A 26127-nucleotide genomic window follows, 5' to 3' on the forward strand; every position below is an offset into this window, starting at 1 on the left:
TTCCATTCGTAAGTCTCGCACACCATCAGAGAGGAGATGAAGCCCCCCCGATGTCAGTTTCACTTTACGAAATCAACCATTGATTGGACTGTTATAGCTCCCGGTTTTTCTAACACAAAGGCAGATTGACCATTATCCCGCGCCGAAAATGTGATCTTTTTTGGAATACCCGGAATTAAATCAAAATAATTATCTGAGAAAATCCCTTCTTTTTCAGCATCCAACCAAATATTTTTAGCTAACACATTAGTCGTCAGGACGAAAGCGTAGTCGTGACCTTCCACTTGTTCGACTGAAATATTCGGTATCTCCAAGTCTATTTCTTTCATTTTTGCAAAATAATGTACTTTTTGATCTATTATTTGCTCATTTGTTTCCAAAGAAGCATGTAACACAACATTGTTTGCTTTATGATTCTGTACGATATCTTTCACTTCTAGCTTATCAATCATCGTCACTGTATTGCTTTTCACTTGAATCCCTTGCTCATAAGTCCAAAGCTTTTCCCCTGAAAAGTCGTATAATGTCAAATGCAGTCTTCCTTCACTATCTTGAAGAAGATCAGACACAACCATAAGATTCAACTCTTCATCCACTTGATCTAAAATTACCATAACATCCTGGTAGCTGTTCTTAGCTGTATATTGCAATGCTTTCCATCTTCCGTAATAATCCATACTGGACCATGATGCAACAGGCCAGCAATCATTCATTTGCCAATATAAAGTCCCCATACAATAAGGCTTTTGAGCACGATGGGCTTCAATGGCAGTTTTGATCGCATCTGCCTGGAGAATATGGCTCATATATAAAAATGCGGGGAAATCTTTTGGCTCTTGGTAATACTGATCCATGTACTCTTTAATAAGTTGATTGCCGCGACCATTTTTTTGATGATGAAGCATCACTGGCGATTCTAATTCAAGCTCTGTTTCTTCCGCATAGGTTTGAACCGTTTTTAACTCAGGGAAGGATTGGAAGCCGTACTCGCTCATAAAACGGCCGACGACTTTTTTATAATCCTCTAACGGTTTCGCTCCATGCCATACATCCCAATAATGCATATCACCACTTGTTGATGTGTACGTTGCATGCTGGTGCTCATCTCCTGTTAATTCACTCATAGGAGAGGATGGCCAATAATCGACCGCAGGTGAATGCTCCGTAACAGCTTTTGGTAAAATATGATGAAAGACTTCCTCATAATCAGCCCAGATCTTCTCGCGGATTTCTGGCGTATGGGCTTCCTTCCAGCCCCATCCTCTGTTTTCAATATAATGAGCCCATGCTGAATCCATTTCATTATTGCCACACCATAATGCAAGCGAAGGGTTATTTCTCAATCTTTTTACATTCTCTTCAGCTTCGCGCTTCACATTGTCCAGAAAAGCTTGGTCTCCAGGATACATGCTGCAGGCAAACATAAAATCTTGCCAAACCATAATTCCGTACTCATCACATAATTCATAAAACATGTCATATTCGTAGATGCCACCGCCCCAAACACGTAACATATTCATATTTGATTCAGCGGCACTAGCAATTTCATGACGATAACGTTCATAGGAGATATCCGTTAGGAAACTATCATTTGGAATATGATTCGCACCCTTAGCAAAGACAGGAACGCCATTTAATTCAAAGTAAAAGCTCTTTCCCGCTTCATCCTTTTCTCTAACTAAGCGAATCGTACGCAATCCTGTTCTTACTTTCTTTTCAGCAATCGCCTTACCAGCCTTTGAGAAACTGACTAAAAATTGATAAAGGTTTGCTTCTCCAAGTCCTCTACACCACCACAGCTTAGGGTTTTCAAGCTCTAATGCCAGCTCGATCGTATGATTTCCTTTTTGGATCGATACTTCTTTTTCCAAACTAAGCTCTTCTGTGGCAATCCGTACCTTTCCTGTCCAATCTTGATCTGCTTCTACTTCAATTTCTGCTGACAATCGTGCCAATTGAGTTGTAACATGATCTTGGCGAATATAGAGGTCTGTAATACGGATGTCCGTCCAACCTTGGATTTGTACAGGTTTCCAAATTCCACTTGTGACAAAACGTGGTCCCCAATCCCAACCATAATGGTATGGAGCTTTACGCGAAAAAATACTCAATCTCTTCTCGCCTAATCCTCCATCCTCTGAATGATCATTAGAAGCTGGTAAATCATAGCCAAGTTTTTCTAACTTCGGAAGATCTTCTTTTATAGGAGATCGGAAAGATACGAGCAAATGATTCTCCTTTTGTTTCGCATAAGGCTTTATATCTGCCTTCCATGTGCGAAACATATTATCTGCAGATAGAATGCGTTGACCATTCAAATAAACATCTGCATACGTATCTAAGCCTTCAAAGAGGATTTCCAGATTTTTTTGCTGAAATAGCTCTTCCGATAGATCAAAGATTGTTTCATATTCCCAATCTTCCTTATCAATCCATTGCATAGCCAATTCATTTTTTCCATAAAAGGGATCCTCAATTTTGCGATTTGCCCTTAAATCAGTATGGACAGACCCTGGTACTTTAGCTTGAAGCCATTCCCCCTCGCCTTTCTGTCTAAAACGCCAATCTTCTGCTAGACTCATAGAATAGTTCATTTGCATCTCCTCTATTTCATTTTTTTATCCCGCACTAATCAAAAGTGCGTGTTCAAGTAGTCCCATGAAAATGACACTTCGAAAAAAAGGACTCCAAGGGATTGTTGCTTAGAAAAACAAAACCTGGTAAAGGTTGATTGGAGCGAAAGTGCGAGACTCCTGCGGGATCTGCGGGACAGGTGAGACCCCACAGGCGTTTACGCCGAGGAGGCTCACCGCCCGCCCCGCGGAAAGCGAGCAACTGTAGCGGAAATCAACCACGCACTATCTTGGTAGACGATGTTACAAAAACATTCTTTTTTTAAAATACACTTGTGACGCTTCTTTGGCATGTCTTTTTTGAAAAGGGCCTCGATTCCCAGTAAGCTTTTGGTCATTCGGCGGATTTACATCTTGAAATTCCGAGAGTCTATTTGAACACTCACTTAATGCGCATGGTTTTCACTTCATATGGTTTATAGTCTGTTTCTACCTGTCCGTTTGTGATGTTCAAATTTGCAACAGGCTCTTCTAATAAATTTGTCTCTTCTACTGTGTCAACAGGTTGAGATAATTGCAAAGTTGCTCGCTCTCTTCCACCAGACGTTTCATATAATCTCACAATCAATCCATTCTCGTCTTCAGCTGGTTTAATCGTATCGACCACCACATGTTGGGCTTGAGTTTTCACGAAGCTATGCTGGCTTGGCAAATCACCAGTATGAGCTTCTGTTTGGATAACCGAAACAGGATGATTTAACTCATACCCTCTTCTTGTGATATTAGCTTCCCGCCAGTTTCCACGATGCGGGTAAAGAGAATAGGTAAATTGATGGTGACCTATATCTGCTTGTGGATCAGGCCATTTCGGCGCACGCAATAACGATAGTCTTATTAGATGTCCTTTCACGTCATATCCATATTTACAGTCATTCAAGAGACTGACTCCATAATTCCCCTCAGATAAATCGGCAAATCGATGCCCACATACTTCATATTGAGCAGATTCCCAACTTGTATTATTATGAGTCGGCCTTTCCACTGTTCCAAATGGAATTTCAAACGTTGCTTTATCTGTTAAAATATCGACAGGAAATGCCACCTTCAATAGTTTATGCTCTTCCTTCCAATCTACCTGCGTGTCAAAATCGATGCGTTGCGAATGATGGTACAGAATCATATCCTGTTCAATAAAAGAGTTCGATACAGACCATTTGAATCGTAAAATATCCTTTGTTTTACCTTCTTGGATGACTTCAACCGTTTGTAATTTCACTTGATCTGCTACTTGTCCATCAAATTGCGGGTCGATGTCCCATGCATCCCATAAAGGGGGGCGATCATGGAAAAATTGAAATTGATTCACGGTTTCTCCTGGTTTTACGATTTCCCGATCTGCTTGTTTATCATATAAACGGGAAATTTCTCCTTGGTCATTCCATTCTATTTGATAATATTCGGTCTCCCAGTATCCTTCAAAAGTAGAACTTTCCAATTGGCCATGTAAACGGCTTTCTTTTAACCAAATTGTGCGGTAGCCCATTTCTGGGATAGCTGGAACATAGATAGAGCATTCCACTTGATTCTCTCCTAAAAGGCGAGCGTCACTTTCTAACCTATTTCCGTGTTCGTCGTAGGCCCCCATCGTCTTCAATTCGGCTCCACCTTGAATCATCACTGTTTCTGACCTCGACCAGGATAAACTATTGAAAACTACAATCGGAATTCCAGCGCCGTTTGTGTCGATTTGCGTCTCCAAACTTTGCAGAGCCTGATCCTTGATCTTGTGACCGATTTGGAAAATTTCCTTGTAGTCAGATGCCGATTTCACATACACCTCTGGAATAGAAGTGCCAGGGATAATATCATGAAATTGATTGAATAATAATAACTTCCAACCATCATGCAAAGTCGATTGACTTTCTCCCAAATTAGAAGTAAAACTACTCCAAAGTTCGGCATCTCGATAGAGAACCTCTGCTTTTCGATTCCATCGTTTATTATGAGCCTGAGTTGTATAGGTTCCACGATGGAGTTCAAGATACATATCGCCATGCCAGGTAGGGAGTGAAGGATTCGCCGTTTTGACTCCATCAAAGAATTCATGGGCGGTACCAAATGTTGCACTAGGCAGACCTGGCAAATTTTCAGAGCGTTCTACATACTGAATCATTTCTCTTGTGACACCACCGCCGCCATCCCCATGGCCATACAATAGCATTTGTTCTGGATGTTCGGCTTTCTGCTTATAACTATCCCAATGATCCTTGATTTCCTTTGGATGTGTATGTTCATTCACACCATGATTTAAATAGGAGAGAATGCTTGTCCCATCAATGCCTACCCAATGGAAAAGATCATATGGAAATTGGTTTGTATCATTCCAATTCATTTTCGTTGTCATGAAATATTCAAGTCCTGCTTTTTGCAATAATTGTGGCAAGGAAGCACAGTAACCGAAAGTATCTGGAAGCCATTCAATACGAGGCTTAAGGCCAAATTCCTTCTGATAAAAATTCATTCCATATAAAAGTTGCCGTACAAGCGATTCTCCGGAAGGAATATTCAAGTCCGGTTCTACCCACATTCCTCCAACAAGCTCCCATCTCCCAGAAGCAATATGTTGTTTCACCCGCTCATAGATAACAGGATAATGTTCCTTCATAAACTCAAAAGCTTGTGGTTGACTTTGCACATAACCAAATTCTGGAAACTGGTCCAATAAGGTGCTCATCGTAGAAAAGGTTCGAGAACATTTCCGTACCGCCTCTTTAGCTGGCCATAGCCAAGCAAGATCAATATGCGATTGGCCAACCATATGTATTTTGCCAACTGATGGATCTGCTGGCATGTCCAATTCTTTTCGTAATTCCGCTTCGATTGCGTAAACCCATTCCTGATTCCTTAATTGTTCAGCAGATTCATTTTGAATTTTATCTGCTGCTGTCGTTAATGCTTTTATGATCGAAGATTTTCTTAAATCTCCATCTGGAAGTAACTTCGCCGCTTCATCATAAGTTTTTACGGTATATAGAAGTTTCTCCACCGCAGTATTCATACAAACGAGTTTACTCTGTAAAAGCGATAACGGAGCAGGGCTATGTTCAGCCGCTTCATTTTGAAAGTTCAGTCGATCGACAACTTGTGCAACAGGGTTAAATAACTCGATTTGCACTTGATACGTAAGTTTTTCTTTCTTTATTTCCTGAAACGGTACAAAACTTCGGTTACGATCAATCCCATGATAGGGCTTCCCGTCAATAGATAATAGAGCCTCATGGTTTGTTTTTACATTAGGCTGACCAACTAAAAATTCTAATCCTACAGATTTATCCGCCCATTCTAATGGAACGGTAATATCTCTTTCAAGAAACATCGTCTCACCAGAAACGATTAAATGATCTCCAATATTAATTTTGACCGACTCTTTGTCTTTATAGGTATATTGGACAGGCTCAGTATATTCTGCACGCTTTGCTTTCCATTCCTCAAGGACAACGGAATCTAAAGCGAGATGATCTTGTAAATGCTGGATAAATCGTCGAACCTCGTACACTTATATCAACTCCTTTCAGTACCCACTATTCAGTAAAACGAAAGACATGCGCGATTGGAGCTGTTTGCCCTTTTTCAGAATCAGGCAAGATAATCGATAAACCTTTTTCCGTTTGACTAAAGTCTACTTTTCTATCTCCATCAACCATTTCTACGCTGCTCACTTTTTCAGGATAAGGAATAAAAATTTCCTGCTCTATAGGGGTATCCTCATTCTCATACATATAAAAACAGTAAACCGTGTTGTCTTTCTTGGTGAAAGCACTATTTCCTTGGAAGTAAGGAGCGCACATTCTTGTGCCATACACAGCTTCACCATGCACCTTTAACCAAGCGCCCATTTCTTTCATTCTTTTAATTGCTGTCCGCGGCAGACGTCCATCCGGTTGAGCGGCAACATTTAAAGCTAAGTTTCCACCCTTCGAAATGACTTCTATTAATAAATGAATCAATTCTCTTGTTGTCTTATAGTCATCTTCATATCTAAACGAAAAGGCTGATCCCATTGTAATACAGCTTTCCCATGGTACATCCATTGGTTTTTCAGGTACTGCTTGCTCAGGCGTGATAATATTTTCATAGGGACCGCCAATTAATCGGTCAGCAGAAAGCAGCCATGGTTGTTTTTCACGGGCACGTTCCACTGCTTCTCCAAGACGTATGTCTTGCTTACTCTTTGCAGATACCCAGCCTGCATCTAACCAAAGTACTTCAATTCGTCCATAATTCGTTAGTAATTCCTGCATTTGCTCGTGTGTGAATTGCACGAATTTCTCCCATAATTCAGGATGCTTTTCGGGATCATAGGAAGGCCCCCTCCACATTTCTGTTCCCCGCTCCATATTCGGTGCCCAGTATGTCGGTGTATGCCAATCCGCTTTAGAGAAATAGGCAGCGATTGGTAATCCTTTGTCCCGGAATGCATTAAAAGCATGTTTAACAATATCTGCATATTGATGTGTATGAAATGGACAACTTGGATCGGTTATTTTATAATTTGTTGTCTTTGTATCCCACATACAAAAGCCATCATGGTGCTTCGTCGTAAAGAGGAAATATTTAAACCCTCCCTCTTGTGCTAACTCAGCCCATTCCTCTGGTTGGAAGCGAACAGGGTTGAAGCTTTTATTCAAGTCCACATACTGGCGCTTAAAGACTTCTGGATCTGACTCCCAATCAATATCTTCCCGTGACCAGTCAGCATCATCATCACTTAGTGCCCATGACTCGACTAATCCTAATTGTGAATATGGACCCCAGTGCATCATAAAGCCGAGCTTTTGGTCCTTAAACCATTCCACTTGCTCTAAAAGGGCTGGATCTTCCGGCTTCACCCAACCTTTTTCATTACTAAAGTGGTGAACACCATTTTCAACTTCTTCCTTCTGTTCCGTCTCTTTTATTTCATCATGTATGTTCGTCAACTTCATTCCTCCTCAAATGTTCCACTATACAACGCTTCCAACTTGTTTTTAACTTATAAAGGAAACACCACCTTTGCTCAATGGAGATTATTCCAAAAACAAAGTTGAGTTTCCCATTATAAGTCTCTTACTTCCTATCTATTTCACACTTTCATACCATTCGTGTAGATCCGTTGTCATTTGTTCTACCAATTCAGGGTGCTGTGCAGCTAGGTTGGTTCGCTCACTAGGATCTTCTTCAAGATTCGAGAGATGAACTGTATCCTCTATAGCTTTATCAAAATCTAGCTTTCCATTTAAAACGAGCTTCCACTTTCCTTGACGAATAGCCAGTTGGTCATTATATTCCCAAAATACCTGGTCATGGGGACTTTTTCCGTTCTTTGTTATCATTTCGACAATCGAATCGCCATCCAATCCTTCTTTTTCAAAAGATACATCGGCAAAGGACATAAAGGTTGGAAGGATATCCATCATCACGCCAATTTCATCGGAAACCTGCCCTCCTGGGATAAGAGACGGACAACTTAAAATCGCGGGTTCCCGAGTTCCTCCATCAAATAAACTTCCTTTGTGGCCTCTAAAAATCCCAGCGCTTCCACCATAATACTTATCTTCTGTACCATCTAGCCAATTGCGCACTTCTGCCGATGGGCCATTATCACTGGAAAAGAAAATCATCGTGTCTTCATATTTTCCTAGTCTTTTCAGGGCGTTGACAATTTCCCCGACCCCATCATCAACAGCCGAAATCATTGCGGCCATGACTTGGCGGTCCCATGGTAAATGAGCAAATCGCTCCATGTATTTCTCTGGGGCATGCATTGGATAATGAGGCGCATTATAAGGAACATATAAGAAAAATGGTTGTTCCTCTTCACGTTCATTTTGAATAAATTCAACGGCTTTCTCTGTGATTAATTCTGTCATGTATTCGCCATTGTTCCAGACTTCATCCTTGTTATGCCAAAGGTCATGAACAGGTGGGTTTTCCCAATAAAAAATATGGGAATAGTAATCTATGCATCCCGCATGGAAACCATAGAATTCATCAAAACCATGAGCGTTGGGACGTGTCTCTGGCGTCGTACCCAAATGCCATTTGCCAAACATCGCTGTACGGTAACCATTTGCTTTCAATTTAGCAGGAATGGTTTCATGTTCCGCTGATAATCCAGCTGCCCCTCTTTTCCCACTTAAAATTTGATCAACCTCTGTACGAGCAGGATACTTCCCGGTTAATAAAGAGGCTCTAGAAGGTGAGCATACCGGGGAATTGGAATACCAATTCGTAAATCGAATGCCTTCTTCTGCAAGCTTATCAATATTTGGTGTTTTCACATGCTCTGATCCATAACATCCTAAGTCACCATATCCTAGGTCATCACAATAAAAAATAATAAAATTGGGTTTCGACAAAATCAATCACCTTCCGAATCATACTATTTGTTCATTAAAAACGTAGATCTTTGAATTGTCCTAAAGCAAGGTCATTATGTTCTTCCATCCAAACCGCCAATAATTCTCTCATCTTTGTAAGAGTCTCTTGATACTCGCTATTGTCAATTTCGTTGTTGAGCTCATGTGGATCCTTTTCCAAATCGTATAACTCATCGGTATCTCCACAATTAAAAATATATTTCATTTGTCCCTGGCGAATCATCCGTTGAGTATACAAAATTTCAGCAAGACCATTACCTTCTGTTACAACATGATCTGGCCAATCCTTCACATCTTCATTATTTATAAGAGGTACAAAAGATCTCCCATCCCGGGATATTTCTGCTTGATTGGCTCCTGCCCAATCTAAAATACTAGAATAATAATCGCAGGTGCCTACAAATCGCTCCTCATATTTTGTTTCCGGTAACTTTTCTTGCGGCTTCACAATCAAGGGAATCCGGCATGTTTCTTCATACATAAAGAAGTTTTTATCACATAATCCCCCATGAATTCCTAGTGACTCGCCGTGGTCAGCAGAAAAGATAATGATCGTATTCTCATATAAATCATGCTGTTTTAAATAGTCGATTAATCGGCCAATTTGTTCATCAATCAGACTTACATTAGCAAAATAATGCTTTACATAAGGTTCAAACGTTTTCCAGTCAGTAGTCTTGGCTCTTTTCAAATTATGAATGGCTGGCTTATTTGTCGATTCATCATCAAAATTCGCCCATGGTTCAAGATCGAGATCACGATAAAGGTCTAAATGCTTTGTCGGTGCTACATAAGGTTCATGTGGTCCCCAAAAGTTAAGTTGAAAATAAAAAGGATTTTCTCTTTGTCGGAATTGATCAATATAATGAATGGCTTGATCGGTTAAAAAGTATTCAACAGTTGTTTCAACAGGCGAGACAACCTCTGCTGCCCAATGACCTTTATAATGTCCTGACATTTTATTTTCAAGCTTTACTTCTAGTCCCTTTTCCTTTAAATAATCATGATATTGCTCATAACCATGTCCTCCAGCACCATGGCCCGGAAAGTCATCGCCCTCATAGCCAACCTTTGTGGGCCCCCAGCCCAAATGCCATTTGCCCGTATAACCAACACTGTAGTTTTGCTCCTTTAGTCTGTTGCTAAGCAACTCACTAGAATTCGGCAAGCTATCATATTTACATGCTGGCTCTGAGGTGTTATTTCTCATTTCATGGTTATGTGGATACAACCCTGTTTGCAGAGATGCGCGCGCTGGTGTACACACTGGACAGCTAGCGTATGTATTATTAAAAACAATGCTTTCAGTTGTTAACTGATCAATATTAGGTGTTTGACACACCTCTCCACCGTAAGCCTTTAATGTATCCACACGTTGTTGATCTGTTAAAATAAAAAGAATATTCGGTTGTTTACTAGGCATCTGAATCCTCCTTCGCTTTTTCACGCAAAATAATTCTTGCTAGATATTCCCTTCGTAAAGAGACAGGTAAAATGAAATAGCAATCAGTGAGAGGGCTTGCCTTTCTCACTGATTGTCGATTTCCACTTTAGTTTATCATGCTTTGCAGGAATTGTAAGTGGATTCCTGTAAATTGGAAACCGTTTTCCCTGTGATTCCTCATGCTTATTAACTCTCTTTCCAACGATCATAGGCATCTTGATGAATGTTCACATATTCCTCAATCTGCATATTTTCAATTGTATTTACGTATTTATCCCAATTTGCTAGTGGTTCCACACCTGTGACAAATTTCGCTTCCATTTGTTCAACATACGATTGTAAGTCCACTTTAATATCGTTTACTTTTTTCTGTTCTTCTTTTGTTAGGTAAACAAGTGGGAAAGGTACTTCTGCATATGGCTCAATTTTTTCCTCTGTTTCCTTTTCAATAAACTTTTCAAATTCCGTTATCTCTTTTCCCTCAATAGGACCAGTGAGGGCTGGAGCATTAATTCCAAAATCCGGTGTGATTGTACCGCGATAGTCTTCCCGCGTTTTGTAGCTTGCTGGAATTTCAAGGTCTTTTTTTGTTCCATCTTCCGTTTCTTCCCATAAATAGCCTTCAGGTCCTTCGTTCAGGAATTCAAAGCCTTCTTTAGAATAAAAATAATCGATCCAACGCATGGTCGCTTCCGGGTATGCATTATTGCTTGTAATCGAGAATGTTCCCCTTAGGATTGCAGGGTTTCTTGGGATTAGAGGTTCAGGTGATACTGAACTTGTTAATGGAAAATACATCGGATTATCTACAGCATCTTCTTCTGATTCCTCGGTTAACATATATGAATACCAAGATGTGAACACACCTAAGCGATTATCCTGTCCTTTGGCTGTCTTTTGTTCATCTGATTGTGAGAATACCTCTGGATCAAGTAATCCCTCTTGATATAATTTATTCATAAAGGTTAAATATTCTTTATAATTCTCGGTGATCGGTGCATATCTTACTTTTCCATCTACTTCTTCAATCTCCCATTCCTTCATACCAAAAGCACCGAGTAACCAAGGACGAAGGGTGTTCATTTTCACATCTGTCAATGGGATTTCATCTGCTTCTCCGTTTCCGTTCGGATCTTCCTCTTTAAATCTTTTTAGCAATTCATAAAATTCGTCTGTTGTTTTGGGCACATCCTCTACACCAAGTGTCTTAAGCCATTGGCCATTGTACCAAATCGGCCCTAAATACCAGCTGGAAGTCGAACCTTCCTGTACTCTTGGCAAGGAGTAAATATGTCCATCAAGTGTTGTCACTGATTTTTTAACATCTGGTCTTTCTTCAAATAACTTTTTAATATTTGGCGCATATTCATCAATTAAATCTTCAAGCGGGATTAAAACACCTTGCTCCCCGTAATCCACTTCCATTCCTGGGGTCAAGTTACTGGAGCTCGCACCGTAAATGATATCCGCAATATCACCACTCGCAAATGCCAAATTCAATTTTGTTTGGAAATCACTTAATGGCGGTGTACTGTATTTTAAGTCGATATTGGTCATTTTTGCATATTCTTGCAAAGTCGGCATGTCTTTCCATTCCGCTAGACCCGTTCCTGGTGCGATCATGCTTAAAGTGATATTTTCATCGACAATCGGAAATCCTTCTTTATTAATCTCAACATTTTTTACTTTTGAAGATGTGTCTTTTTGTTTATCGTTGTTTGGTGATGAGCAGGCACTTAGTAGCAGTGTCGCCGCTACTACACCTGTTAGGACGAATGCAAATGATTTTCTCATGAGTGACCCCCCTTATCAGTGGGATAAGTTACCTTCCCCCACCGATTTTTTTGATACTCTCAGAATTGCATGTCTCGATCGATGTCTAGCTTCAGGCGCCTTGCGCTATTCTCTTTAGCTCTCTTTCCAACGATCGTAAGCATCTTGATGGATTTTTACATATTCCTCAATCTGCATATTTTCAATTGTTTTTACGTATTTATCCCAATTAGCTAATGGCTCTACGCCTGTGACAAATTTCGCTTCCATTTGTTCGACATAAGATTCTAGATCTACTTGAATATTATTAGCCTGTTTCTGTTCCTCTTTGGTTAAATATACGAGAGGAAAAGGAACTTCTGCAAAGGGTTCTATTTTTTCATTTGTTTCCTCTTCAATAAATTTATCGAAGTCAGACTGCTCTTTTCCTTCGATTGGACCAGTAAGGGCAGGGGCTGAAATACCATAATTAGGCGTGATGGAGCCTCGGTAATCTTCCATTGATTTGAAACCTTCTGGTGGTTTCTCTAGGTATTCCTTCTTCCCGTCTTCCCCTTTCTCCCATAAATGTCCTTCAGGGCCCTCTGTCAAGAACTCAAAGCCTTCACTAGTATAAAAATAATCAAGCCAACGCATGGATGCTTCGGGATACGAGTTGTTTTTGGTAATCGAGAATGTTCCTCTTGAAATAGCTGGATTTCTTGGAATAACGATTTCAGGTGAAACCGAGCTTGTCAACGGATAAAACATTGGGTTGTTCATTGATTCCTCTTCTGTTTCACCCGTTGTGAAAAAGGAAAAGAAGTCTGTGAATGCGCCTAGTTGGTTATCCTGTCCTTTTGCCTTCTTCTGTTCAGGCGATTGAGAGAACGTTTCTTGATCAAGTAATTTCTCTTTATAAAGCTTATTCATATAAGTTAAATACTCTTTGTAATCTTCTGTGATCGGTGTATATCTTACTTTCCCATCAATCTCCTCAATGCCCCATTCTTTCATGCCAAAGGCTGCAAGTAACCATGGACGCATCGCATTTAGTTTTACATCTGTAAGAGGAATTTCATCTGCTTTTCCATTCCCGTTTGGATCTTCATTTTTAAACCGTTTTAATAGTTCATAAAATTCATCTGTTGTTTTTGGCAATTCCTTCACATCAAGTGCTTCCAGCCACTTGCCATTATACCAAATCGGCCCTCTATACCATGAAGAGGTTGGACCTTCAGCCACTCTAGGAATAGAATAAATATGTCCATCAATAGTTGTAATCGATTTTTTGATATCTGGTCTATCTTCAAGCAATTGTTTAATATTTGGTGCATATTCATCGATTAAATCTTCAAGCGGAACCAAGACACCCTGTTCCCCATAATCGACTTCCATTCCTGGTGTTAAATCCTCTGTCCCAGCTGCATAAATGATATCAGCAATATCTCCACTCGCAAAAGCTAAATTCAATTTTGTTTGAAAGTCACTGATAGGTGGTGTATTGTATTTAAAATCTATATTTGTCATTTTTGCATATTCTTGTAGTGTCGGCATGTCTTTCCACTCTGCAATTCCTGATCCTGGTGCCATCATGCTCAAAGTTATTTTTTCATCGACGATCGGAAATCCTTCCTTATGAACTTCCACATCTTTTGCTTTTGAGGCTGTTCCTTTTTTGCCATCATTTCCTGAGGATGCACAGGCACTTAGTAAAAGTGTCGCTGATAACACACCCGTTAGGGCTAATTTAAGTGATTTTCTCAATATAGTATTCCTCCTATCAGTGGGACGTGCTGCCCTTTCCCACTGATTTGTTTTTCTCTTAATATTTTTAAATTTTTAACTCTCTTTCCAACGGTCATAGGCATCTTGATGAATTTTTACATATTCCTCAATTTGCATATTTTCAATTGTTTGTACGTATTTGTCCCAGTTTGATAATGGCTCAACGCCTGTAATAAATTTTGCTTCCATTTGCTCAACATAGGATTTTAAATCAACTTGGATATTATTGATCTGTTTCTGCTCATCTTTCTCTAAATAAACGAGAGGAAAGGGAACTTCTGCAAATGGTTCAATTTTTTCGTTTGTTTCCTTCTCAATAAATTGATCAAACTCAGATTCATCTTTTCCTTCGATTGGTCTCTCAAGGGCAGGAGCCGCTATTCCGTAAGCAGGTGTGAGTGTACCGCGATAATCTTCCATTGATTTAAATTCTTTCGGTGGATCTTCTAGGTACTCCTTCTCACCACCTTCTCCTTCTTCCCAAAGATATCCTTCAGGCCCTTGGTTTAAAAATTCGTAGCCCTCTTGTGAATAGAAATAATCAACCCAACGCATAGTTGCTTCTGGATATGGATTGTTTTTCGTAATCGAGAATGTTCCTCTTTGAATAGCTGGATTTCTTGGAAGTATTGGCTCAGGTGAAACTGAGCTTGTCAATGGATAATACATTGGGTTATTCATTGATTCCTCTTCCGTTTCTCCTGTTGTAAAGAAGGAATAGAAATCAGTGAATACACCTAAGCGATTATCTTGCCCTTTCGCTTTCTTTTGTTCATCAGATTGTGAAAAAGTTTCTGGATCAAGCAATTCTTCCTTATAGAGTTTGTTCATAAATGTCAAATACTCTTTATAATTATCGGTAATTGGTGCATATCTTACTTTACCATCGATTTCTTCAATATCCCATTCTTTCATACCAAATGCAGCGAGCAACCATGGACGCATTGAATTCAGTTTAACATCTGTTAAAGGAATTTCATCTGCTTCTCCATTCCCATTCGGATCTTCCTCTTTAAACCGTTTTAGCAATTCGTAAAATTCATCCGTTGTTTTCGGTAACTCTTTTACGTCCAATGCATCTAACCACTGGCCATTATACCAATTCGGTCCAATATACCAGGAAGCTGTTGTCAGTTCATTTACTGTAGGTAAAGAATAAATATGACCATCCAGTGTTGTAATTGATTTTTTAACATCTGGTCTATCTTCAAGCAATTGTTTAATATTTGGTGCATATTCATCGATTAAATCTTCAAGCGGAATCAGCACGCCTTGTTCCCCGTAATCCACTTCCATTCCGGGAGTTAAATTATTAGTTCCAGCGGCATACACCACATCCGCAATATCTCCACTTGCAAAGGCTAAGTTCAATTTTGTTTGGAAATCACTTAGCGGTGGCGTATTGTATTTGAATTCTATATTTGTCTTCTCTGCATATTCCTGCAATGTCGGCATATCTTTCCATTCTGCCAGGCCTGTTCCTGGTGCCATCATCCTTAAAGTGATATTCTCATCGACAATCGGAAATCCTTCTTTTTGAACCTCAACATCCTTCACTTTTCGTGCAGGTTCCTTTTTCCCATCACTTCCTGATGATGATGAACAGGCACTCAGCAGCAAGGTCGCTGATAATACGCCCGTTAAAACTAACTTAAATGACTTTTTCAAGATAAAAACCCCTTTCTTATTTTGAAATTAATCGTTAGAAAACTCCCTAACATTTTTTGGAAATTAGGACTGCGAGCCCCATTGTTAGTTTAAGAGGCCCATTCTCGAACGGAGAAACCCATTTTCCTCAGTTAAAACCCATTTCTAAACAATAGAGCCCATTTTTTCTATCTTTACACCCACTCCTGTTATCCTTTTAATGATCCAATCATCACCCCTTTTACAAAATAGCGTTGTAGGAATGGATAGACAATAATAATTGGTAATGTTGAAACAATCATTACCCCATACTTAATTACTGCCGCCAACTGCTGCTTATTATTCATGGCTTCTGCTAAGCTACTTGAAATCTCCGTGGAATTAGAGGACATTTCTTGTAACACTAGTATTTCTCTTAAGACAAGTTGTAACGGATATAGTTGCTTATCAGATAAATAAATTAACGCATTAAAGTACCCGTTCCAATGCCCAACACCATAGAATAAAGCCATAACAGCAATAATCGGAGCTGATAAAGGCAAAATAATTTTGGCAAACATCTTGAAATTGGTGCAACCGTCAATAATCGCTGCTTCTTCCAATTCTGTTGGAATTGAGGTTTGGAAGAATACACGTGCCACAATGATATTCCAGACAGCGGCTGCATTCGGTAAGACCATCGCCCAAACTGTATCGATTAACCCTAAGTTCCGAACAACTAAATAAGTGGGAATTAATCCACCACTAAAGAACATAGTTAATACGAACATCCCCATTAATAGACCGCGTCCTGAAAGGTCACGTCGTGACATTGCATAAGCTGCAGGGATGGTGATCGCTAAATTGATCACTGTACCAAGGGCGGTATAAAAAATCGTATTCAGATAACCCTTCCAAATATCAGGATTATCAAAAATTATCTTATAGCCTTCAAATGTAACCCCTTTTGGAAGTAACCACATATCCCCTGAATTAACAGCTTTTGGATCACTTATCGACGCACTAACGATATAAATCAAAGGATAGAGAACAACAAGCATTGCTAATGTTAAAAAGAGAAAGTTAAAAACCTTAAATATTTTATCAGCCTTCGTATCTTTTATCACTGATGCCAAATTAATCTACCTCCTTACCAAAGACTGGTTTCGCTTGTTTTTTGAGCAATTTTGTTCACAACGATTAACAAGATGGCGTTAATCACCGAGTTAAATAGACCGACAGCGGCAGAGAAACTATATTGGGCATTTAATAAACCAGATTCATAGACAAACGTAGCGATTACATTGGAAGATTCTAGGTTTAATGGATTTTGCAAAAGTAGGATTTTCTCGAAACCCATGGCCAATATATTACCGACATTTAAAATCATCAGGATTACCATTGTCGGTATGATCGCTGGTATATTAATATGCCAAATTCGCTGCAATCTCGTTGCCCCATCGACAATTGCTGCTTCGTGATGCTGTGGACTAACACCTGCAAGGGCTGCCAAATAAATAATCGTTCCCCAACCAGTGCTTTGCCAAACTCCAGAAAAAACGTAGATCGTTTTAAACCATTTTGGGTCTTCCATAAACGGGATAGGTCCTATGCCAAAAAAGCCAATAATATGGTTGATAATTCCGGTCGTTGGTGAGAGAAAGGAAATAATCATTCCAGAAATAACGACAACGGCAATAAAATGAGGCGCATATGTAACCGTTTGTACAAACCTCTTATATATACCGTCCTTCGCCTCATTCAAAGCTAAAGCTAAAATAATCGGTAATGGAAAACCAACAATTAATTCATATACACTAATTCCTAATGTGTTTTTTAATAAATCCCAGAAATAGTAGGATTCAAAGAATCTAGTAAAATGTTCAAACCCTACCCATTCACTCCCCCAAATCCCGAGTGTAGGAATGAAATCTTTAAATGCAATTTGAACTCCATACATCGGTACATAATGGAAGATCAAAAAGTATAAAAAAGCAGGTAGAACAAATACATATAGCTGCCAATTCTGTAAGGCCTTACGAAATTTGGTTGTGACAGGCCGACTTTTCAGCTGTACTTTTTGTTGAGTCTCTGTGGTTGTATTCGAGCTCATTCGATTGCCTCCTTTTAAGTGAAAGTGTTTTCAGCTTGCCCTTATTCTATTTTTTCGACAACTTGTACACAATATGTCGATTTTAATGAAAGCGTTCCAACTTTCAAACTTTTGATAGGACAAACCTTGATAATAGAAGGGCTCACAACGCACGAATATGTACGAGTTAATCTAATATGTGCGTTTTGCTTCACCTAGAAAGGCTTATTCTAAAGGAAATAATGTCGAATCTTGGTAAATAAATTACCTCCCCTTTGCTTTTAGACAAAAAAATAATCTCGTACCTTGTAATAGGTACGAGATTATTTCAGCTCAGAGAACACGGCATCTTTAGTGTCGCTGTACAGGCGCTTACGCTTTTTTTGTCCAGCTCCAGCGCCCAGCGACTAGCAAACTTTCAGCTTCTTCCTACGATAAGTCAACATCGGCTCATGCTTCGCCGTGTTTCCTTTATCTCGTCAGAAGCTTAAAAAGTTTGTACGTCGCTAAACGGGCGCTTCCGCTTTTCTTGTCACCGGTTTAATTTTCGGTATTGTCCTGGGGTGACTCCTTCTAGTTGTTTGAAACGCCGTGTGAAGTTGGCCACATCTTTGTAGCCAACATTCGATACAATCTCTTTAATCGGTTGATTGGTTTCTCTTAATTGTTTTTTTACTGCTTCCATACGTAAAGTTAAAACATACTGGGTAAAGGTTTCACCTGTTTGTTCTTTGATAAATTTACTCAGGTATGGAACGGATAATTCAAAATGATAAGCGATGCCTTCTAAAGTTAAATCATAGCTTGTATAATGCTCCTGAATATATTCCAGAAGCTCTCGGCGTAGATGCTGACTGCGGTTTTCTGTCTTATCTTCTACTGTTTGGCATATTTTTAAAATAAGGGGACTAAGGTGTTGACTAAGCTGTTCGACAGATTGAAATTCTCCCAGTTCCTTGTAATCATCCAAATTTAGCGTTAGTTGCAGCTCCATCGCTGTCTTAATCACGGTGTTGATAATGTCGAAACAAATATATTTTAACGCCTGAATAGACATTTCCGCTTTAGCCAAATTCGTTAGCATCGTATGCAAGGTTTCCAAGGCAACTACCTGATCTCCTTGTTTCAAGCTTTGCGCCAGCTTCATTTGATCCTCCCTCGGGTAGCCAAGCGCTCTCTCCCCTGGGGATCCTAACTCTTCAAAAAATACAAGACTTCCCTCTGAGACGGCAAATTGATAATCTAAGACAGTCAAAGCCTCAATATAAGAACGATTAATATGATTTTTCTTTTCGTAACTCGTTCCTACTGTCACAATTAGTACTTTTAATGGTGAGTGCTTCTGAATAAACTGTTGAAGAGTTTCCACAAGCATACGCCGTTGTTGTTCAATGTCATCTTTTTCCTCTAGACTTATAATAAATGCCAGAGTATGTTGTTGGTATAGTAAATCAACGCCGTTTACTGTTGCATTTGGTAATGTAAGTTGGGACAGAGAATCAATGAATTGCTCCCAATTTTGTTGGTTCCCCTCATATTCTTCCTTTTGAAATTCAACGATTGCTACAAAATGAGGCCCTTCATTCATTGTCATATTTAAGGCTCGAAGCATCGACTCAATTTCCTGCTCATTCGGAAAACTTTCTTTTAGCATTTTCGTCAATAATTGTTCTTTGGCATACGGTTTCTGCAAATCTACTGTTTCTGATAAGCTTTTATGATCTTTAAAAATAGTGGTAATCGTTTGACGTATCGCTTCCAGTTCGTTTTCTCCACCCCAATTTGGCGTCTTTGTACTGCTCATTTTAGCAAATTCAAATAGGCCTTGAATCGGCCGATATTGCTTTTTCCCCAATAAAATAGCGGCAGCTAAACCAACTAGAAGTATGATGATCAATAACACAATGATAAATGTTGCACGATGAATAACCCGTTCGAAAAATTGGTCCGAATCCATCAGTGTCACAAAAGTCCATCCACTCATATCGGAAGTGACCGTCACCAAAGAATATTTCTGTCCATTAATGCGCGTCGTCTGAACTCCCCTTTTTTCGATGAGCGTTGGATCAAGCTGTGCGAATGAGATTTCTTCACCCTTTACTGCTGAGACAACTAGTTGCTGATTTTCATCTAAAATATAAGTATTCCCTTTAAAATCAGCGAGGATATTTTCAATCATATCGGTTAAAGTCGATTCTTCGATAAAATACATCACAGATCCATATGGATTGGGATTGTTTGGGGCAATCGGAAAAATGAAAGCAATCATCCGATCCCTTACACCATTTTTTAAAGTTACATCTCCAACAGGCAGGATGAGTGGTTGGGCTGAGTGTAACTGTTGCACCATGCTGTCTTTTTCCCATGTATCAAATTGATATATTCTTTGGGTAAGCGTAGTAAAAGAATACAGTCCATTAGAAGAATAAATTAATTGACCTTGATTATGAAAATACACAAAGAGCTCTTGAATAATGGAACTATTATCTTTATATTTTCTTAATTCATCCTGTGCTTCTTTCCCATAATACCCATGCTCCATCATATAGGGAGTTAACCGAGGATCATAGGCAATACTTGATGCAATCTTTTCCAATTCTTTGATCCGCTCATTTGTCATATTTTCAACTTGTTCTAATTTATTAATATTGGATTGTTCAATTTCCGTACGCAGGCTTGAAACAGAATTATAATAAATAAACACACTCATAAAGACAAAGGGAATTAAAAACACCAATAAATAAGAGATAATATATTTATAGATGAGGCTTGATTTTTCTATTTTTCCAAGCATATTTCATTCCCTCTTTCCACTTCACGATTTCTTCCTTTCAATTCCCATGAAAGCACGCATAGCGAACCACATCACAGGGTAGGCCACCATTGCCGCCCCCATGAATACATATAAAACGGGAATGAAAACAAAAACATAATACAGAATAAGTAAGCAAAGAATAATAGCGATCGTCTCAAACGGCCTGCTGATGGCGATAAGAAAAGCTTGTTTTATATATTGAAAGCCTTTCAATTCATAACGCGCAAAAACAGGATAGAAATAGAGGACCGTAATAAAATAGAAGAAACAAAAGACAAGTAGAATTACGTGCAAAATAGCAGATTGAATCACCTGTTTTGAAATGGTGACATCCCAATATAAAAAGAGGCCAAATGCTGTGATAATGAATCCAAAGCCATTGGCTTTTAAAAACTGACTCTTATAACTCGTATAAAAGGTTCGGAAGATCGACTCTCCCCGCTTTCTTTCAATTGATTTATGAATAACTGAAAACAAGGCCGCAGTTGCCGGAAAAACACCAAAAATACCGAGACCTACACAGGTGAAAAGCACCCAAAGAATATGCAAATAAATCAACTTTGCCAATCCATCGCCTATTTCATATACCCATCTAAATAAACCTGATACATGTTCCATCTTTTTTAATTCCTTTCAAAAACCGAGTGTTTCTTACGAATTTTCGATCAATCGTTTTCTTTTTCTCTTGAATTGCTTGTTCAAGAAGAAGGGTAAAAAGGACCAATCCGGCTAGAACCGCTGATGTCGTTGTTCACAGGACATGTCGGTGCTTAGTCGAAGATCCTTTATCTTGAAGTGACATTTTTACCAGACTTTTCGAACATCCTCTTAATCCTATCATAGAAATAGTTTTTTTCTTTGTCAATGACATGCATGTTAGCGTTAATCTTCCCTCCCTCTTTTTTATTTTCTCAAATCACGGTATAATAAGGATTTGGAGGTTTGTGATGATATATAATCAGGGCTTGTTAAAATCTATACAATCATATAGTAAAGAATTACAGAATCAGCTGGATCCGAGGACAGACGTGCATCAACGAATGGTCCAAAGAGGGATGATGCTTTTTCGCGAGCAAAATGTATATAATGTCAAGTTTAGCCATAAAAAGATGGTCGGCAATGTCCGCGATGTCAGTACCGTTTCAGTCGAACTTTATTTTGAGGAAATGGAACGAAATACTTGTACTTGTCCAGAGCAAGGCATATGCCGTCATCAACTCGCCCTATTTTTTGCGATTTTAAGTAAAGCACAAAATATTTTTACATGGACTCAGGAATGGAAGGCTCATTGGGAAGTGGAAGATATCCTTTCTAGCTTAAAGCGTGGCTCGGATTTATTACAACAGCCAGCACCCAATCCAGAAAGTGGTCCGACGCAATGGGTCAAGCGCGTTCAACAAGCTTATTCTGATGTTCCTCCACAAAATATCTATCAATTGCAGGAATGGGTCCGGACTCGTTACCAGCGTTTGCTTGGCCTTGCACCGATTGAACGGGAATGGCGGCCGTTATTTCAACTGTTTGCTGCTTTTGAATCCTTAAATATGATCGATTCTCTTGCCACAAATTCTGCCAGAATGGATGAAATGTCATTTTTCGCGGAAAAAATGGTGGAAGAAGCAAAAGAAGCGATCACCACTTTGTCAGCAACGGCTTCTCCATTTGCCTTTGATGAGTACTTACATTATTTACGCAGTCATAGCACCCGATTATTAGAAAAAGAAACAGCTTTTGACGCAAGCTTTACGCTTATGTACTTATTAATTTGGACATCGCTGTTTAAGAAGAAGCAAGAAAGAGCGGAAGAATGGAATCACCTTCAACATAATAGTGATCTAGAACGGCCGCGAATACAAATTGGGCTTATTCACTTGTCGATTTTATTGGAAAAAGATGAATTAGCCCTGCAAAGAATAAAAAGTTATGGCGCCAATATTGCACCATATGTATTGAGCTGCTTTGAATGGTTGCCAAAGGAAAGAATCGCACCATTTATTCCAGAATTTATTCGGCAAATTGAGCAGTATATTACAAGCTTAACGTTACCACAGGAAAAAATTCAGTTTACTCGTACATTGTACGAAACAATGGATGAGGAAACTTTAACGAAAATAGATGCTTCGCTAATCGAACGACTATATACAACTTTACTGCCCTATAGTCGCTTTCGCTATAATGAATATTTGCTCAATAAACAGGATTACCGAAAATGGGTCGCTCTTCAGGTGTATATGGGCGATACAATTGATTTTATTGATCGTGCTACGCTAGAAACTGTAGCCAAGCAAGATCCAGCTGCCATTAAACCACTTTACCACGCTGCGGTTATCGAACAAGTTGATTTCCGTAACCGGGATTCATATAAAAAAGCAGTCCGTTACTTAAAAAAATTACGAACCGTTTATCGAAAAGAGAAGAATTTAGATCAGTGGGAGTTTTACTTATCTACTTTATTAAAGAAAACAAAACGATTACGTGCTTTTCAAGAAGAGTGCCGGAAAGGAAAGTTAATTCATGAGGAATAATGATCAATGGCAACTGCATATCCGACCACTCGCTGATGATGCTTTCTTTCTTTATGCTGAAAATCAACAGGGTGAAGGGGTGGATGTCACTGATTGGCAGCCTAACCTCTTTCTTTGGCATGAGGAAAGCTTTTACGGTTCTTTTTTAAATAAAGAAACCCTTAATCATATAGAGGGCATTCACTTAACTAGTTATGAACTTTTAACATTATTAGGAAGAGAGAGTTTTAGTCCGTTTATTCAATGGATCTGGGAGGAGCCAGAAGAAGCATTACTAAATGTGGCCCCCATTATCCTTGAAGCGATTCAAAGCGGGCACTGGAATCCTCATTTTTCTGACGAGGAAGAGGCTTTATTTACATGGAAAGTCCCTTCCCTTGTTTGGGATGAATTTCAAGAGAGCTTTTGGGAGCAAACCTTATTTGATGAATCGATTCAATCCTTCATTTCAAGGTTTTATCATTATGCTTTAGCTCAATATCTAGAGAATGGCTTTCATCATCCACAGCTAGCGGAAAAATTGTCCACCTTACAGGATGGGCCATTAGTGGCGGAAGAGTTAAATACGTATTTCGACGAAGAAAAATGGAGTGAATGGGCCAATCTTTCTGAGGAGAACCTGCCTTTCTCCATCGGACTTCGTTTAGTAGAACCTGATACAGATGAAGAACCATGGGGATTGGAGACCGTCCTTCGAGATGTAAAAAATTCAGAAAAAGTCTTTACGACTGATGGGAAGCTTCCCAAGCGTTGGCAACCATATCTAGAAAATGTAGCAAAGGAAGAGAAGCGTTGGATTCAGCTATTCCCTTGGTTAGAAGGTGAGCAAGGAATTACAAAAAGCCTTGAAGAAGCTGCAGCTTGGGATTTCTTAACAGAAGCGAGTGAAAAATTGCTTTCGCTCGGTGTTGACATCCTTCTACCAAGCTGGTGGGAAGCCATGCGAGAAGCGAATTTAACTGTGAAAGCACGTGTAAAACAAACTGGCACACAATATCGGCCTTCTTTTGTCGGCTTAGATGCCATGCTTAATTTCAACTGGCGTTTTTCCATGAATGGAGCTGAACTATCAGAAGAAGAATTTCAGAAGCTTGTACAAGAGCAACGTCGACTCGTGAAAGTTCGCGGTCGCTGGGTGAAGCTTGATCCAAAAATGATTGCCCATCTCCAAGCATTAATGATCCAAGCAAAAAAAGAAGGCTTACGGATGCAAGACATTTTTGCCATGGAGGCCGAGGAGGAACTTGCTTCTACTCCTGAGGAGGAATTCGATCCACGTGCCTTTGCACAAATTAAGATCGAACTCAATCAATCACTTAAAAAAATGCTCAAACAACTTCATACATTAGATGATATTCCTTCTATTCAGATTTCACCTCATTTATTGGGGGCGTTACGATCTTACCAAAGGCTTGGCGTTGATTGGCTTGCCTTTCTGCGTCAGTTTGGATTTGGAGCTTGTTTAGCGGATGATATGGGATTAGGGAAGACAATTCAGCTTATTGCCTATTTGCTTCACGTAAAAAATGAGCTTGTAAGCGAGCAACCTGCCCTGATTATTTGCCCAACAACAGTGCTCGGGAATTGGCAACGCGAATTAGAGAGGTTTGCTCCTAGTCTTAAGGTTGTTCTTCACTATGGACCAAATCGACCGAAGGATATTGCTTTCACTGATAGCATTCAAAATGCTGATGTAGTGCTAACCAGTTATGGATTAACCCATCTTGATTTTGAAGAATTCTCAACGGTTGATTGGGGAACCATTGCCCTTGATGAGGCACAAAATATTAAAAATGCCGAAACAAAGCAATCTCGAGCAATTCGGAAATTAAAAGGTGCTCATCATATTGCCTTGACAGGGACACCAATGGAAAATCGTTTAGCTGAATTATGGTCCATCTTTGACTTTATTAATCATGGCTATCTAGGAACCTTTGGCCAATTTCAAAAGAAATATATTTCTCCGATTGAAAAGGATAATTCTGAAGTAAAAATCAAGGAATTACAGCGATTGATTAAGCCTTTTTTATTAAGGAGAACAAAAAGAGATCCAGAAGTGGAATTAAATCTGCCAGAAAAGCTAGAACAAAAGGAATACTGCTCCTTAACAGCGGAACAGGCTGCCTTGTATGAGGATCTAGTTCAAGAAACCTTCTCAAAAATTGAAACCTTGAGCTTTTTTGAGCGTAAAGGGCTAATTTTACAAATGTTAAATCGTTTAAAGCAATTATGTAATCATCCTGCTCTGTATTTAAAAGAAACTCCACCCGAAAAGACGCTTGATCGCTCAAATAAAATGAAGACATTGGTCGAGTTAGCTGATACGGTTGTAGAAAGAGGAGAAGCCGGAATTATTTTCACTCAATACATTCAAATGGGTGAAATGATTCGTCACCTTTTGCAGCAACGATTTTCGATTCAGGTCCCTTTCTTAAATGGAAGTATGCCAAAAGCAAAAAGAGATGAATATGTGGCTCGATTTCAAGCAGGAGAATTCCCTTTCTTCCTTTTATCCTTAAAAGCTGGTGGAACAGGGTTGAATTTAACAGCAGCCAATCATGTGATCCATTATGATCGCTGGTGGAACCCTGCCGTTGAAAATCAGGCGACCGACCGCGCCTACCGAATTGGTCAAGATCGCTTTGTTCATGTGCATAAATTTATCACAACAGGAACACTGGAAGAACGAATCGATATGATGCTAGAGAAAAAGCAAGCTCTTAATGAAGAGATTATTCGCAGTGATCAATGGGTAACAGAGTTATCGAATGATGAATTACGTTCCTTACTATCCTTGGCTTAAGAACAAAAGCGCAAGCGCCTTGATGTAAGAAGAAAGGCTAAATTCGCGCCGTCCTGGCGGCAGACTCAAACGCGACGTCCTGTCGCTTCGTCTGCACTAGTACCTCCTGTACGTCGCAACGCCTTTCTGACCAACGTCCTGTTGGCCTCCGACAAGCAAATGTTCCTGAACCTAGGAAGGGGCTTTTTCCCTTCATAGGTTCAGGGTTATTAAGCAGAACATCGGCTAAAGGCATGACATCCTGTCGCAACGCCGATGGACTCGCGTCCCGCGAGTCTCTCGGGGTTAGA

At 39.5% G+C, this 26127-nt stretch carries 14 protein-coding genes; 2 read left to right on the forward strand and 12 right to left on the reverse strand.

Annotation, left to right across the window (positions count from 1 at the left end; all coding sequences use genetic code 11):
- Positions 1-59 precede the first annotated feature (59 nt).
- The 12 genes from KI375_RS00840 to KI375_RS00895 form a co-directional block, all read right to left on the reverse strand.
- On the reverse strand, positions 60-2594 hold the full coding sequence (locus KI375_RS00840; protein WP_212971667.1) for a beta-mannosidase: 2535 nt from the start codon (positions 2592-2594) through the stop codon (positions 60-62).
- A 421-nt stretch (positions 2595-3015) separates the two neighbouring features.
- Positions 3016-6129 carry an alpha-mannosidase gene (locus KI375_RS00845; RefSeq protein ID WP_212971668.1) on the reverse strand — a complete coding sequence of 1038 codons (3114 nt, stop codon included), beginning with the start codon at positions 6127-6129 and terminating at the stop codon, positions 3016-3018.
- Positions 6130-6154: 25 nt separating this feature from the next.
- Positions 6155-7558 (reverse strand): alpha-L-fucosidase, encoded by a 1404-nt coding sequence (locus KI375_RS00850; protein ID WP_212971669.1) that lies wholly within the window; start codon positions 7556-7558, stop codon positions 6155-6157.
- Positions 7559-7690: 132 nt separating this feature from the next.
- Positions 7691-8971, reverse strand: coding sequence for a sulfatase-like hydrolase/transferase (locus tag KI375_RS00855; protein ID WP_212971670.1), 1281 nt, complete (start codon positions 8969-8971; stop codon positions 7691-7693).
- A 34-nt stretch (positions 8972-9005) separates the two neighbouring features.
- Positions 9006-10415, reverse strand: coding sequence for a sulfatase family protein (locus tag KI375_RS00860; protein ID WP_212971671.1), 1410 nt, complete (start codon positions 10413-10415; stop codon positions 9006-9008).
- Between the two features lie 207 nt (positions 10416-10622).
- The gene (locus KI375_RS00865; protein WP_212971672.1) at positions 10623-12230 is read right to left on the reverse strand and encodes an extracellular solute-binding protein; all 1608 of its coding nucleotides are present in this window, start codon (positions 12228-12230) and stop codon (positions 10623-10625) included.
- 114 nt (positions 12231-12344) lie between these two features.
- The gene (locus KI375_RS00870; protein WP_244852147.1) at positions 12345-13955 is read right to left on the reverse strand and encodes an extracellular solute-binding protein; all 1611 of its coding nucleotides are present in this window, start codon (positions 13953-13955) and stop codon (positions 12345-12347) included.
- 75 nt (positions 13956-14030) lie between these two features.
- The gene (locus tag KI375_RS00875) at positions 14031-15644 is read right to left on the reverse strand and encodes an extracellular solute-binding protein (protein WP_244852149.1); all 1614 of its coding nucleotides are present in this window, start codon (positions 15642-15644) and stop codon (positions 14031-14033) included.
- Between the two features lie 188 nt (positions 15645-15832).
- Positions 15833-16738, reverse strand: coding sequence for a carbohydrate ABC transporter permease (locus KI375_RS00880; RefSeq protein WP_212971673.1), 906 nt, complete (start codon positions 16736-16738; stop codon positions 15833-15835).
- 14 nt (positions 16739-16752) lie between these two features.
- Complete coding sequence (locus tag KI375_RS00885; protein ID WP_212971674.1) at positions 16753-17715, reverse strand: ABC transporter permease; 963 nt, start codon at positions 17713-17715, stop codon at positions 16753-16755.
- A gap of 511 nt (positions 17716-18226) precedes the next feature.
- The gene (locus KI375_RS00890; RefSeq protein ID WP_212971675.1) at positions 18227-20488 is read right to left on the reverse strand and encodes a helix-turn-helix domain-containing protein; all 2262 of its coding nucleotides are present in this window, start codon (positions 20486-20488) and stop codon (positions 18227-18229) included.
- Positions 20489-20509: 21 nt separating this feature from the next.
- Entirely contained in the window at positions 20510-21127 is a 618-nt protein-coding gene (locus tag KI375_RS00895; protein ID WP_212971676.1) for a YesL family protein, read from the reverse strand.
- A gap of 329 nt (positions 21128-21456) precedes the next feature.
- On the opposite strand from KI375_RS00895, the gene KI375_RS00900 reads away from it, so the two are divergent.
- Complete coding sequence (locus KI375_RS00900; protein WP_212971677.1) at positions 21457-23034, forward strand: SWIM zinc finger family protein; 1578 nt, start codon at positions 21457-21459, stop codon at positions 23032-23034.
- Complete coding sequence (locus KI375_RS00905) at positions 23024-25837, forward strand: DEAD/DEAH box helicase (protein ID WP_212971678.1); 2814 nt, start codon at positions 23024-23026, stop codon at positions 25835-25837. Before KI375_RS00900 ends, KI375_RS00905 begins: the two co-directional genes overlap by 11 nt.
- Positions 25838-26127 lie beyond the last annotated feature (290 nt).

Origin of the sequence: Bacillus sp. J14TS2, assembly GCF_018333015.1 — a bacterium.
Classification (GTDB): domain Bacteria; phylum Bacillota; class Bacilli; order Bacillales; family Bacillaceae_C; genus Lederbergia.

Coding starts and splice junctions, on each gene's coding strand:
- KI375_RS00840 (WP_212971667.1), bottom strand. CDS start 2,594: ATGAACTATTCTATGAGTCTAGCAGAAGATTGGCGTTTTAGACAGAAA.
- KI375_RS00850 (WP_212971669.1), bottom strand. CDS start 7,558: ATGAAGTTGACGAACATACATGATGAAATAAAAGAGACGGAACAGAAG.
- KI375_RS00860 (WP_212971671.1), bottom strand. CDS start 10,415: ATGCCTAGTAAACAACCGAATATTCTTTTTATTTTAACAGATCAACAA.
- KI375_RS00865 (WP_212971672.1), bottom strand. CDS start 12,230: ATGAGAAAATCATTTGCATTCGTCCTAACAGGTGTAGTAGCGGCGACA.
- KI375_RS00885 (WP_212971674.1), bottom strand. CDS start 17,715: ATGAGCTCGAATACAACCACAGAGACTCAACAAAAAGTACAGCTGAAA.
- KI375_RS00890 (WP_212971675.1), bottom strand. CDS start 20,488: ATGCTTGGAAAAATAGAAAAATCAAGCCTCATCTATAAATATATTATC.
- KI375_RS00895 (WP_212971676.1), bottom strand. CDS start 21,127: ATGGAACATGTATCAGGTTTATTTAGATGGGTATATGAAATAGGCGAT.
- KI375_RS00900 (WP_212971677.1), top strand. CDS start 21,457: ATGATATATAATCAGGGCTTGTTAAAATCTATACAATCATATAGTAAA.
- KI375_RS00905 (WP_212971678.1), top strand. CDS start 23,024: ATGAGGAATAATGATCAATGGCAACTGCATATCCGACCACTCGCTGAT.